This window comes from Aeromonas allosaccharophila (assembly GCF_016026615.1).
GTDB lineage: Bacteria > Pseudomonadota > Gammaproteobacteria > Enterobacterales > Aeromonadaceae > Aeromonas > Aeromonas allosaccharophila.
This window is the reverse complement of the sequence record NZ_CP065745.1, coordinates 1,358,569-1,372,417: the sequence shown is the minus strand read 5'-3', so window position 1 is coordinate 1,372,417 and position 13,849 is coordinate 1,358,569. Positions and strand designations below refer to the sequence as shown.

Here is a 13,849-nt window from a genome sequence, read left to right as displayed (position 1 = left end):
ACCGCAAGCATCCACCATGCCGCGCCGCTCCGGCATGCGTCAGCCGAGCGCGACCCGCATCAGGGGAGAGGGGACATTGTCGACAAAATGGTGCCAGATATGGTCTGTTTCTGCAGCCAATCCAACCCTTGAGTTAGCCCCTATGGGACCCTCTGCCATTGCATCCCCTGTACTCTCAGAACTCAGTGAGCGTTATCTGAAAGAGAAGGCGCTTTCATGGGCTCCCAAAGAACTCAGTAATCAGAAGAACTACATCGGCTACTTCATCAAAACGGTGGGGGACAGATCTTCCACCGCGTATAGCAAGGCCGATGTGGTCAAGTTCAAGGACGAGTTACTGAACTCAGGCAAGAGCCCGACGACTATCAACAAGTACCTCCAAAAGCTCTCTCTGTTGTTCGTCTGGCTAGGTAATCACCACGAGGGCATCGTCAACCACTTCGCTGAGCTCAAGCTACCGCGGGTCAAAGAGGTCTATGCTCGAAGCGGGTACATATCTGCGGAGAAACAGCGGTTGATCCCGTGAGTGAAAGAACAGAAGCCATACCGCAAGTGGATTGCGCTGCTCGGCCTGTATACCGGCGCGAGAGCCAATAAGATCTGTCAGCTGTACGCGGGCGATGTGCAGCAGGTCGATAAGGTGTGGTGCCTGAACATCAGGGAATACCGCCCAGACCCGCAGCTCAAGACGGCTAACAGTGCTCGCCTGATCCCTATTCACTCCTCGCTGATTGCTGGTGGCTTTATCGACTTCGTGCAGGAAAGAGCAGGGGCAGTTGTTCCCTGAGTTACCTCATCGACAAGACGGTGACAGCCATTTTGGGGGGGGCGTGGTTCAGTCATCAGTGCCCCGTAGACAAAGACTTCCACAGCCTGCGCCATACCGTGGCAACCGTATTCAAGAATCATGGTGTACCGCTACAGCCTGCGGCGGCGATCTTGGGGCATACCAAGGGTGCCATCAGTGAGCGAAAATCCGATCAAGGCTATATCCTGGATGGTTTTTTATAACAGGGTAAAAAACTACCGGCCTATCAATGTCGTGGCTCAGCGATTCTGATGCAGTTACGGCCGGATGATTTGGCGGTGTAGAGCGCGGCATCAGCGAGTTTTACCAGCTCTGATGGCTGCCGGTGATGCGATGGCCTGAGGCAGGCGACACCCATGCTAACGGTCACCAGACCGGTGGCATTCTGTGCGTGTGGCTGCGCGAGTGCAAAAATGAGCCGCTGTATGTGTTGGGCAATCTCGTAGGCGGATTGATGCTCGACATGTGGCAACAGGATGACAAACTCCTCTCCGCCGTAGCGGGCCACCAATTCCCCCGAGCGGCGTCCGGATTGTGCCAGGGTATGGGCCAGCAATCGAAGGCACTCGTCACCGGCAACGTGGCCATAGAGGTCGTTGAACTGCTTGAAATGATCGATGTCGAGCATGATGAGTGCAATCGGCATCTCGGTATGCATGCACCGCTCCCAGGCCTGGTTCAATGAGTTGTCGAACAGACGGCGGTTACCAATGTTGGTGAGCCCGTCGGTATTGCTGAGCGCTTCCAGTTTCCGGTTCGCTTCCGCCAGCTCTTTGGTTCTGAGTTCGATAATGAGCTCCAGTTCATGCTGGCGCTCCTCCAGATTGGTCATCGGGTAAATCTCGTTCTCGCGAGCCAGACCGTAAGGGATGGAGATACTGCTGTGAGCAATTTTCCATTCCATGGCTTCATGCCGAAAGATCAGCACCAGCCTGGCCGTTTGCCGAGACAAGATGGGTTCTGATTTTGGTAGATGGATATGGAAGAAGGCGGTGACAGCCACCACGTCAGCGGCCAGATCTTGCAGGGCTACATCGAGTATGTCCAGGCGGATCCTGTCCGGGATCTGGGCAAAATCGCAGCGGGTTATCCGGACCCACTCTTCTCTATCGGCAACCAGAATATCGCTGCTGCCTGCAAAACCGCTGAAATTGTCGCTAAAACGTGTTGTGAGCCGGTCATCCCGTGATGAATACATCTCGATGTACTCATCAAACAGTGAGCGGATCAACTGTTCCCGTTCAGTGGTCATTGCGCTGGATCCATGTGAAGTGGTCACGTTCTCTCAAACGTTCAAGTTAATGATAGTTAAGTTTGTTATTTTATTTGGCTATCTATCTTGATTTTTCTCGATTTCTTGTTCGATTTCCTCAATTGGCAAGTGTCTGTGGGGTCAGCCATAAACCCTGCCACAAACAAGGCGCCATGGAGAGGATTATCATGGCTGTCGGGTGAATCTCCTCTTCAGATCTATTGCGCATCGGGTTGACCACCGGTGTCAGACAGACTGGTCTGCGTGCAGATCCCCAGACCGCACATATCAGGTCACCCCATGTGCCTCGTGACGGTCAAGGATTGGCGAGATAGGGGCTGATATCCACCTCGTCGATGAGCTCCGGGCTCATATAACGCTCGGCATAGCGCAGGTAGACGCCGGAGCGGAGAAAGAGAGCAAACAGTTCGGGGTCGATATGGTGATCCTGCTGCATGAATCCCATGATGCGGATCGCCTCCGAAAGGGACTTGGCTTTTTTGTAGGGGCGATCGCCGGCGGTCAGCGCTTCAAAGATATCGGCGATGGCCATCATTCGGGCGGGGATGCTCATCTCGTCCCGTTTCAGTCGCTTGGGATAACCGCTGCCATCCATCTTCTCATGGTGTCCCCCTGCGATTTCCGGCACCTGTTTCAGGTTGGCGGGGAAGGGGAGTTTTTCGAGCATGATGATGGTCTGGATCATGTGCTCGTTGACCTTGTAGCGCTCCTCGTCGGTGAGGGTGCCCCGGCGGATGGCAAGGTTATAGAGCTCGCCGCGGTTATAGAGGTATTCGGGGGTGTTGACCTGAAATCCCCAGGGGTTGTCAGGGGCAAGGCGGTCGCGGTTGCTGCGGGTGAAGAGGTGATCCGGGCGATCGGCCAACAAGGGTTCGGTGACCGGCAGCGGTGACTCCGTGGCCCGCTGTTTGCGCGCCAGCTCATCCTGAGAGATGCCAATCCGGTCGGAGAGCGTGCGTTGCCAGGTACGGCCTGCGATCTGCTGTAGCCTTGTAATATCCTCCGTGGCCATAAATTCGCCCCCCTCGTTGCAGCGGGCGATGAAGGCAAACTCCTCATCCAGTTGTTGCCACTGCTGTTGCAACGTGGCCTGTAACGCGAGGTCATCACCCCCATGGAGACGTGCCTGCCAGTAGGCAATCTCGGCATCCCGTTTTAGCACTTCAAAGCGCATCCTGACCTCGTGAATGCGATCGCACAGGGTCTCCAGCTTGGTGGCCTTGTCGACCACAAATTCCGGGGTGGTCACCTTGCCGCAATCGTGCAGCCAGGCCGCGATATGTATTGCTTCCCACTGTTTTTCATCGAGCGAGAAGTGTTGGAATGGCCCCTCCCGGGCCTCACATGCCGCCTCTGCCAGCATCTTGGTCAGTTCGGGCACTCGTTGACAGTGGCCACCGGTATAGGGGCTCTTGGCATCGATGGCCCCTGCGATGAGCTGGATAAAGGCTTCCAGCAGATTGCGCTGCTCCTCCAGCAGTCGCTGGGTGGTGAGTGCCACGGCGGCGGTGGAGGAGAGGGCTTTGACAAAGGCCATCCGCTGCGGAGTCAGGGACTTCTTCCGTTCATCGATCAGAAACACCAGGGTGCCGAGTAGTAGGCCATCGCGGTTTTTCAGGGCTATCGGCCAGAAGGTCAGCGGCGTGTCGCTCTCTTCGATGTAGGGGAACAGGATCTGCAATTCGCTGGAGACCAACGCAACCGGTTCCAGTTCCACCCCTTGCAAGCTCTGGAACAGTGGATGTGTTGGCTGATTGAGGGTTCCGATACTGTGGGTCGGCGTTTGCTCCTGCACCTCGCCATTCCAGCACAACCCCGCCAGATCCAGCGTCTTGTTGCCGCTATCGGAGAGATAGAGCATGCAGCCTGTTGCACCGGTCAGTTGCTGCATTTCGGTGAGCAGCCGCACCAGCAAGCGGGGGAAACTGGTCTCGCTGGAGAGGGAGGTGGAAAGTTGCAAAAAGCGCTGAATGGTCGATTTCATGTCGCCCATGGCCTGGGAGAGATCGATGATTTCCGCAATATAGGTGTTGACCCTGACCGGTTCGTTGAAGTCGAAGTGGGCTATTTTTCCTGCTTCTTGTGTCAGGGCATCGAGGGGCCTGGCGGCGGTTCTGGCCAGCTTGATGGCCGCGAAGAGCGCAAGGATCAGAAAGATCCCCGACAGAAGGAAGGTCTGATTGCGAATGGTGATGGCCTTGGCCAGCAGTTCATCGACAGGCGCGGCGATCCAGAGTGATAGCCGTGATTCATCCGCTTCCGGCAGCTCAACATGCATACCTTGCCAATCGCGTTCTTCTGATTGAAACGTCAGTTTATCCATATGCTGACGTTGGCTGGCATCGATCAGATGTTGCAGCATGGGAAGGTCGGCTTCAGTGACTTTGGCTAGTCGATATCCCCCCTTCTCACCGTGAATGATCATCCCGCCTTTATGGCTGGTAATCAGCTCCCCCTGCTCATTGACGATGGCCAGCCGCATATTGGGGGTGATCATGGCAGATTTGAGCAAGTGTTCGATGGAACGCAGATTTAGGCTCACTCCGATGATGCCAGCGCTGTTTTGCATCGGTTTGGCAAAGCTCAGGTACATCTCCTGAGAATCGAGCGAAATATAGGGGGGCGTCTGCACCAGTCGTCCGGCCTGCTTGGCCTGAATAAACCAGGGGTGTTCTCTTGCATCAAATGTGAGCCCTGATACCTGTTTGTGCGCGATGATGGCGAGGTTGTCGGCCAGCGCGAAGATATCCGTGAGGGTGGCAGCCTCCAAATGCCGGACACTTTGGACGATCCAGCGGGTATTGGCGGGAGGCGTCAGGTGCTGCACATCGGTGTCGGTCGGCCAGCGCATCAGCCAGAACATATCGCCGTTGTTGTAACCGGCATAGACCCCGTTGGCCGAGGGCTGTCCTGTTAGCAGGGTCGCCATATAGGGGATGTTCGCCATGCGTGCTGCCAGGGTGTCGGCTTCGGTCAGGCGCTGCTGGGCGAGCAGATTGACACTCAGGGCCGAGGAGCGGAACAGCCCTTCCAGCTCCTGCGTCGTCAGTTGGCCGATCAGGCTGAATCTCTCTTCCGCCTCATTCATCAACATGGTTTTGGTCTGCTGATATTGGTGACCAAGGGTGAGCAGGGCAAACACCAGCAGCAAGCCCAGAAACAGGTGGGCAATGTGGACATACAGGGGGATAACGCGGCGAATGAGATTCATGTTATCTCCTTAATGGATAGGACTGCCGGATGGGACATAAAACAGATAACCCAACGGAATAATCGATGGCTTCATGGTGTTGGCCCTTATTGCTGCATGCATGAACAATTCCCGTTGCGTTAAACTGCCAGATGACGATGACCAGATGACGATGAATAGCAGGGTGGTGATAAATCCTTCGTGTTTTATGCGTTCATCGCAGAAGAGGAAAATAATCCGCGGCGATGTCATGGCGGGGCACGAGGACGTTGACCCGGTTCACTCTGGATATGGGTTGAAATCCTCTTTTTGCGGGAAGTGCGCCGAGATATTCAGCAACCGGGTCTCTTCATCGAGCGACACCGTTACGGTGGCGCCATTGGCTTCCAGCATGATTTTGCCATGGTAGCCATTGCGACTGCGCGCTTCCTTGTTATCAGAGGAGGGGGATTTATCGAACAGAGACAAGGCGTGGCTGATATCCAGCAAGGTCGAGCTATCAATATTCAAGATAATGCTGTCAGGGTTTTTCAGACAGACAATCTCCACACAGGAGGAGGGGGTTGCATGTTCGCAGGCGAGCCGTATCAATATTTGAAATGCGGAATAACAGAGAAATTCGTCACCTGCGATGAACAGCTCGTCATAGAGATAATTTTTGGGTTTGGTCAGCTTGATATCGAGCTTTTTCTCGGCATAGAGATTTTTGAACTGCACCGAGAGCCGGTTGAAAATATCAAAGAGCTGGACTTTACCCGCTTTCAACACAAAGGAGCCGGTTTCAATCTGGTAAATCTCGGAGGCCAGACGGGTCAATGCCAGCGCGTCGCCCACCGATTTTCTGGTGATGGAGAGCTGGGTTTTTTGGACCATGTTGAGCGACGGGTCGGCGGCCAGCTCTTCCAGCAGGTGTAGCGCATTGAGCAGCGGCTCCCGGATTTCATAGCGGATATTAAACTCGAGGCTCTCTTTGAGCGCGTTGAGCTCAAGCATCTGATCGAACTCTTTTTGCAGGTCTCTTCTGGCATGCACCAGCCGCATCAGATTGGCAATGCGAAAACGCAGCATCTCGATGTCGATCGGCTTGGTGATAAAATCGACGGCCCCCAGTTTCATCGCCCGTTTACGGGAATAGATATCATCCAGAGCCGTCATAAAGACGATGGGGATGTGCTCTGAGTGGGGATGTTCACGCAAAATTCTGGCGACATCGAATCCGTTCAGGTTGGGCATCATGATATCGAGCAGCACCAGATCGGGTGGATTATCCGATTGGCAGATCCTGATCGCTTTTTCGCCATCCTTGACCAACTTGAGATGAAACTCTTTGCGAAATACCGAGGTGATCAGCATCAAATTATCTGGAATATCGTCAACCACCAGAATGGTGGGACTGTCCTGATTGCTGGCGACCAGATCGCTGTTGGAAAAACGGTGCAAACGGCCGAAGTCGAATTGAGAGAGTGGGTGCTGCGATTGACTGGTTGCCAACAGCAGCCGGGTGATCCTGGTTTTAAGGGTATCGGGCTTGAGCGGGGTCAAAATAATGTCAGAGACTTTCGCCTGGACAAATTGTTCGATCAATGGGCGATCGGTCCCTGAGGTCAGGGTCAAAAAAGGCAGTGTGTGATGAGGTGCCGTACTGCGGATATTTTTCAGCAGCGTGAGCAAGTTCGCTGAGTCAATATCGATATTGCAGATGATCATTGCGGCGGGGCTATCAGCCATGCACCGCTCCAGCGCCTCGACACTCTCCACCACCGTAATCTGGCTTATGCCAATGGCACGTAACTGATGGCAGAGCGCATCGCTGTGCACATTATCTTTTTCCAGCACCAGCGTGGGCCCGGAAATTATTTTTGCTATGTCCATATGGCTATCTGATGTGCCCATCTGTCGCTGTATCCTGCCAGCTCATTTTGAGCATGATAATATAGGGTGCATGACTCTGGTCAATCGATACCTCTGCTACCTTGCGCTGGAAATATCAATCTGCAAGCTGGCACATCCCCCAACGGGATAAAGAGATCAATCTGATATCACCACGGCTGTTGGCGCGGACCCTCTTGTGATGCGCGCCGCCGCCACTATCCCATATCCGCTTTTTCCTTTTATCCGGTTTATCCCTTGTCACGTGTTGGTGCGGGCATGGTAGTGCGCACATTTCAACCGGGTTGTCGTGGCTGCCAGTTCGGGGATCCGTTATGGTGTGAGGAAGGCTGGCAAGGGCCGCCATCCTCCATCTTGGCAGGGAGAGTCACGAGATATGGAACATCTTGCCCCGGACGCCGCTCGTCCTCTGGCGCTGCTGGTTGATGATAAAACTGGCCCCCTCAAAGTGATAAATTCGCTGTTCGGTGAGCGCCTCAATCACCACTCCTTCTCCGGTGAGGCGGCGTTGGCGCAGATGGTTGCCGGGCAGAACGAGGGAGCATGTTTTCAACCATGAAATCCCGTCTCTGGCAGATTGCCGCCGTGCTATTGCTCTCCCTGATGGTGGCCACGCTGGTCGATGCCTTCTATCTGGAACTGGAGCGGCAGGAGTATCGCCAGTCGCTGGATACCCGCATTCAGCGCGAGGGCGACAATCTGCAGCAACTGACCCTCTCAAGCAAGGGGATGGGGGCGGTGCAGCTGGCTGGCCGCCTCAACCGCGAGATCCAGCAAGCATCACTGCTCGAGCGGGGGGAGCTCACCCCCAGCGAAGCACTACAGGTGCTGGCACAGGGGGTGAAGGCCAATCATGCCTTTGTTACCAATAAAGCTGGGGTGATTGTCCGAGACTGGGATGCGCTTGGCCGCCATGTCGTCGGGCAGGATGTGTCGTTTCGCTCCTATTTCAGGCAAGGGATCCTGGGGCTGGAAACGGTGGATGCCGGGGTCAGCCTCAATACCGGCAAGCGGATGATCTATGTGGCGGCGCCGGTCTCTCACGATCGGGCGCAAGGAAGCGACATTACCGGGGTGGTGGTGGCGCGCTACGAGATGACGCTGCTCGATACCTTTCTGGCCGGGTGGGGCAATGCCATCGGCTTGCTGGTCTCGCCCGACGGGGTGGTGATGGCCAGTAACAAGAGTGACTGGCAAATGGCGGTAGTGGGGCCAAACTCTGCCGTCAGGCAACAGCAGCTCTTTGCCTCTCGCCTCTATGGACACTACTTTGCACCGGATCGCCAACCGGTGATCCTGCCTGCACTCGACGGCCGTGAAGTGCGGATCGGGAAGGATAACTATCTGGTGAGCCGCATGCCTATCGAGTGGCACGATGCCAAAGGGCAGTGGACGCTGCTGCTGTTGGGCAATGTGGATCAAGCCGTGTCAGGATGGCGGCGAGTGGCTTTGTTCGGGACCGCACTGTTGATCTGCCTGATCTCGGCGCTGCTTTGGCAGGGGCGGATGTTGCGTCGCCGCAGCATTCGCGAGCGCAACGAGCAGTTTGCCTTTCAGCAGGCGTTGATCGATACCCTGCCACATCCTCTCTTCTATACCGACAATCAGGGCCGCCTGCTGGGGGTGAATCGCGCCTTTACCAGCGCATTTGGTGGCGCCCGCCCGGTCGAGGGCAAGCGGCTGGCGGAGTTGCCGCAACTGGCCGGACTGAATGCGGTGGATGAGGGCAACACCTTGCAGAGGGTGGCGGGCAGTCAGGCCAGAACGCAGCATGAGGTGCGTCTGCTCTCGCCGGATGGCCGTCCTCTGGACATGCTCTATTTTCTCTCCGGGATCGAGCTTGCCGAGAGCGGGCGTAGCGGCGCGGTCGGCAGCCTGGTCGATATCACCCCGATCCGTGCCGCCGAGCAGGCCATGCGGGAGGCCCATGATCGGATTGCGGTGGATCGCCAGCGGTTGCATGAGAGCGAACAGCGGATCCACTCCATGGTGCGCAACGTGCCGGGCATGGTCTATCGCTGCCTGCCTCATCACCCCTGGACCATGTTGTTCGTCAGCGACGAGGCGGAAAAATTGACCGGCTATCCCGCCAGCGATTTTGTCGGCGTGGGCAACAGCCGCGATTTTGGTGACTTGATCCATCCCGATGACCTCGAACTGAGCAACCGCAACACCATCAAGGCCATTGCCGAGCACCGGCAATATATCAACGAGTACCGCATCTTCGATCGCTGGGGTCAGATCCGCTGGGTCTACTCCATCGGGCTCGCCACCTATGATGCCGAGGGCAAGGCCGTCTATCTGGACGGGATCATCTTCGATTTCAGCGACCGCAAGCAGGCGGAGGCCGCCATGCTCGAAGCCCGGCAGATCGCCGAAGATGCCACCCGAACCAAGAGCGAATTTTTGGCCAACATGAGCCATGAGATCCGCACGCCGATGAATGCCATCATCGGCATGGCCCATCTGGCGCTGCAAACCAGTCTCTCCCCCGAGCAGCACAACTATGTGAGCAAGATAGACAGAGCGGCGAACAACCTGCTCGGGATCCTCAACGACATCCTCGACTTCTCCAAGATGGAGGCGGGCAAGCTGCAACTGGAGCAGGTGGATTTCCGGCTCAACGAGGTGTTCGAGTGGCTGGCGGATCTGACGGCGTTTCGGGCGCGGGAAAAGGGGCTGGCACTGCTGTTCGATCTGGCCGGTGATCTGCCTGAGCGTTTGCGCGGCGATCCCCTGCGGCTTGGCCAGATCCTGCTCAACCTGACCAGCAATGCCATCAAGTTCACCGAGCAGGGAGAGGTGATTGTCCGACTGGCCCGCAGTAACGAGCGCGATGGCGAGATCTGGCTGCAGGGCAGTGTGCAGGATAGCGGTATCGGCATGACGGCCGAGCAGTGCCAGCGTCTCTTCCACTCCTTTGAGCAGGCTGACAGCTCGACCACCCGTAAATATGGCGGCACCGGCCTTGGCCTGGCCATCACGCACAATCTGGTGCAACTGATGGACGGGGAGATCCGGGTGGAGAGCGCCCCGGGGCAGGGCAGCGAGTTCCACTTCCGTATTCGGTTTGCGACCGTGGCGGATAAGGGTCATGAGAAAGAGCAACATGTGGCCATACAGCTGGCGCCGCAGCGTTTGCTGTTGCTGGAACCGCGCCCTGCTTCGCGAGCGGCCATCCTCCACCAGTTGGCGGCGCTGCCTGTTGAGCTTGTCTGCGCGGACGAGCCCGCCGCAGTGCTGGCACTGCTGCATCAAGGCATCGCGGCGGGAAAACCCTGGGATCGAATAGTGCTGGGCTGGCAGGAGGGGGATCGCTGGTTGCCAGAGATGCTGCAGGAGATTGCCACGCTGGCAGCGCCGCCCGCGGTCTTGCTGATCACCTCGGGCGATCCTGCACTGGTGGCCAGCCATGTTGCTGCGCAGGGGTTGCCGCTCTGTGATGTGCTGGCCCATCCGTTTACCCCACAGGCACTTTGTCAGGCTCTGTGTCAGGCACTGCGTCAGGCGCTGGGGGGCGACGCCGTGGGGCAGGAGGCGTTATCGGATGCAAGCCTCCATCATCAGGTGGCGCTGCCCGGTCATGGACTGGCGGGTGCTCGTCTGCTGCTGGTGGATGATAACGACATGAACCGGGAGGTGGCGTTGGCCCTGTTGGGTAAGCAGCAGATCACGCTGGTCTGTGCCTGTGATGGGGCGCAGGCGCTCGCCCTGCTGGCGCAAGATCGCGGCTTTGACGGCATCCTGATGGATTGCCAGATGCCGGTGATGGACGGGTATACCGCGACCCGGTTGATCCGCACCGATCCGGCGCTGGCCGGGATCCCCATTATTGCCATGACCGCCAGCACCATGGCCGGAGATAAAGAGAAGGCGCTGGCGGCAGGCATGAATGACCACATCGCCAAACCCTTGAATATGCCGCTGTTGCTGGCGACCCTCTCGCACTGGATCACACCCGCCAGACCACTGGCGGCCGCCAGCAACTTGCAGGTGGCAGACGATGCGACCCCTTGGCAAGGCGTGCCCGGCCTTGATGTGCAACGGGGCATGGCCGTGATGGGGGGCGACAGTGCGCTCTACCGCAATATGTTGCAGCGCTTCTGGCAGGGACAGCTGGGGTTTGCAGCCAGTTTCCACTCGGCGTGGGCGTCGGATGACAAGGTCACGGCCCGGCGTCTGGCTCACACCCTCAAGGGCAGTGCAAGCACCATAGGGGCGATCGGTGTGGCGACGCAGGCGGCGCTGCTCGAGCGCGCCGGTGAAGAGGGGGATGATGCAGGAGTCGCAACCCGCTTGCCATCCCTGATGGCCGAGCTGACGCCGCTGCTGTCTGGGTTGGAAGCCGCGCTGGCAGATCCCTCCGTGACGGTGGCTGCCCCCCGGGGCATCGATGCCGAGATGCTGGCGGCGCAACTGCAGCAGTTGGGGGACTTGCTGGCACAGAGCGATGCCCAGGCGTTGGCGCTCTGTCAGCAGATAGAGGCTGATCTGGTTGGCAGTGCATCGCCGCTGCGTGCTGCATTTCAAGAGGTGAGCCAGGCGGTCAACGAGTTCGAGTTCGATCAGGCGCTGCAGTTGCTGGAGTCACTGCTTGGCTGATGATTAACACGCCTCTCGTTTGTCATCATCATCACAGCTAATTTCTTGTGATCGCTCTTGAACAAGAATAATTATCATCTTTATCGATGGGGATGGATATTTACGCTCTGGTTAATTACGCAGGGTGACGTGAAGGTAAATAGTGTGAATGCTGGCAGTAACATCTGTAACCGGATGAGCGAATGCGTCGCGCGTTAAATATGAACACTATGTTGCAGGCCGCCTTCAACCTTCTCTTTTCTCTCACAGTTAATTTGAATGCAGATTCACGCCGATGCGTAAACATATGCGCGAACGCGATATTTTACTCATCGACAGGCAGGGCAATAAAGAGTGGGTGAAGTCATGGTGATATGAATACCTCGGCGGCATCTTTTCATTGATCCGGGTTAAGCGTCAGGGAGGCCAGCCGGGGCGGCGCTGTGTGCGATGGCAAGAGGAGTCGCCCTGCAACGCAGGCAAGATGCAGGCAAAACCAAGCGACAAGCGACATGCAGGTAAATCGCGCCGTGCAGGGCGTGCCTGCTACCGGTGGCAGCTGGCGGTGAGACCGCTCTGACTTGGGGCGACCAGTCGGGTTTTGCCTGGGGGTGATTGCGTGGAATATGCAATGGGGTGAGTAAAGATATATTTAATGGGTCATTTATTGTTGAGTATCATTATTGTGACATGAGCCGTATGGCGAAAATATCGAACATGTTAATTTGGCTAACAGCGAAAGAGAGTGAATGTGGCGATTAATTATTTAATATCCAATTAAGTTCATTGAATTTATGGGGTTGCCAAATATCTCTTTAGGGGTAATTAATTTTATTTGTGATGTGGCTCGCTATGGAAATAGGGGTAAGCCGGTCGAAATTGATAGAGATCAATACTGCAGGGTGGGTGAGTCCTTAGCATTTCCGCTATTAAGCATTTATCAAACAAGTGCTCACTACGGGAATAAGTAGAATGGTCGAGGATAATTTTTTATCGGCTCATGGGATTAATCGCCGTGATTTTATGAAATTGTGTGCCGGGATGGCCGCAACCCTGGGATTAAGTCAGAATGCCGTCGCCAAGATGGCCACCGCGCTCACCAGCCCCGAGCGGCCGCCGGTGATCTGGATTGGAGCGCAGGAGTGCACCGGCTGTACCGAGTCACTGCTGCGGGCCACTCACCCCACCATCGAGAACCTGATCCTCAATACCATTTCGCTGGAGTACCACGAGGTGCTCTCGGCGGCCTTTGGTCATCAGGCGGAAGAGAACAAGCACAACGCCATCAAGCGTTATAAAGGCAAGTATGTGCTGGTGGTGGATGGCTCCATTCCGCTCAAAGATGGTGGCGTCTACTGCATGGTGGCCGGTGAGCCCATCGTCGACCATATTCGCCGCGCCGCCGCCGATGCGGCTGCGGTCATCGCCATCGGCTCCTGCTCCGCCTGGGGCGGTGTACCTGCCAGCGGCGGCAACCCGACCGGTGCAGTCAGTCTCGAAGAGGCCCTCGGCAATATCGGTACGCCGATCATCAATATCCCGGGTTGCCCGCCCAATTCCCACAACTTTCTCACCACGGTTGCCTACTACATCACCTACGGCAAGCTGCCGGCGCTGGATAGCAAGAAGCGTCCGCTGTTTGCCTACGAGCGACTTATCCATGAGAACTGCGAGCGTCGTCCGCACTTCGACGCAGGTCGTTTTGCCAAGGAGTTTGGCGATGAGGGCCACCGTCAGGGCTGGTGTCTCTACCATCTGGGCTGCAAGGGGCCTGAGACCTATGGCAACTGCTCGACCCTGGAGTTCTGCGATGTGGGCGGCGGCATCTGGCCGGTCGGCATCGGCCACCCCTGTTATGGCTGCAACGAGCAGGGGGTCGGTTTCAGCAAGGGGATCTTCCAGCTAGCCAAGGTAGAGAACCCGACCCCGCGGGTGGATAAACCCGATGTGAAGATCCAGGAAGGGGGCTATACCTCGCCCACCGCGACGGGCCTGATCGGTGGCGCCCTCGGGGTGCTGGTGGGGGTGAGTCTGATGACGGTGCGTGAACTCGGTCGCCAGCAGAAGCGCCACGAAGCCGGGCAGCACCCATCACGGGAGGAGTAAC

At 56.8% G+C, this 13,849-nt stretch carries 8 protein-coding genes; 5 read left to right on the top strand and 3 right to left on the bottom strand.

Going from position 1 to position 13,849, the window contains the following annotated elements:
- Positions 1 to 16 precede the first annotated feature (16 nt).
- A complete protein-coding gene (locus I6G90_RS21300) occupies positions 17 to 526 on the top strand; it encodes a hypothetical protein (protein WP_232254424.1) in 510 nt (169 codons plus the stop codon).
- Positions 527 to 787, top strand: coding sequence for a site-specific integrase (locus tag I6G90_RS21295; protein WP_232254423.1), 261 nt, complete (start codon positions 527 to 529; stop codon positions 785 to 787).
- A gap of 247 nt (positions 788 to 1,034) precedes the next feature.
- Here I6G90_RS21295 and I6G90_RS06015 read toward each other — a convergent pair whose 3' ends face one another.
- The 3 genes from I6G90_RS06015 to I6G90_RS06005 form a co-directional block, all read right to left on the bottom strand.
- Complete coding sequence (locus I6G90_RS06015) at positions 1,035 to 2,060, bottom strand: GGDEF domain-containing protein (RefSeq protein WP_197930257.1); 1,026 nt, start codon at positions 2,058 to 2,060, stop codon at positions 1,035 to 1,037.
- 316 nt (positions 2,061 to 2,376) lie between these two features.
- On the bottom strand, positions 2,377 to 5,292 hold the full coding sequence (locus tag I6G90_RS06010) for an HD domain-containing phosphohydrolase (protein WP_197930255.1): 2,916 nt from the start codon (positions 5,290 to 5,292) through the stop codon (positions 2,377 to 2,379).
- 258 nt (positions 5,293 to 5,550) lie between these two features.
- Complete coding sequence (locus I6G90_RS06005; RefSeq protein WP_197930254.1) at positions 5,551 to 7,164, bottom strand: response regulator; 1,614 nt, start codon at positions 7,162 to 7,164, stop codon at positions 5,551 to 5,553.
- 373 nt (positions 7,165 to 7,537) lie between these two features.
- Here I6G90_RS06005 and I6G90_RS06000 point away from each other — a divergent pair, with 373 nt between their 5' ends.
- From I6G90_RS06000 to hybO, 3 genes are all read left to right on the top strand, one after another.
- A complete protein-coding gene (locus tag I6G90_RS06000; protein WP_197930253.1) occupies positions 7,538 to 7,720 on the top strand; it encodes a P-loop NTPase family protein in 183 nt (60 codons plus the stop codon).
- Entirely contained in the window at positions 7,705 to 11,763 is a 4,059-nt protein-coding gene (locus tag I6G90_RS05995) for an ATP-binding protein (RefSeq protein WP_197930252.1), read from the top strand. Before I6G90_RS06000 ends, I6G90_RS05995 begins: the two co-directional genes overlap by 16 nt.
- A gap of 951 nt (positions 11,764 to 12,714) precedes the next feature.
- Positions 12,715 to 13,848, top strand: a complete 1,134-nt coding sequence (gene hybO, locus I6G90_RS05990) for a hydrogenase 2 small subunit (RefSeq protein WP_197930251.1) — start codon at positions 12,715 to 12,717, stop codon at positions 13,846 to 13,848.
- The last annotated feature ends 1 nt before the right edge of the window (position 13,849 follow it).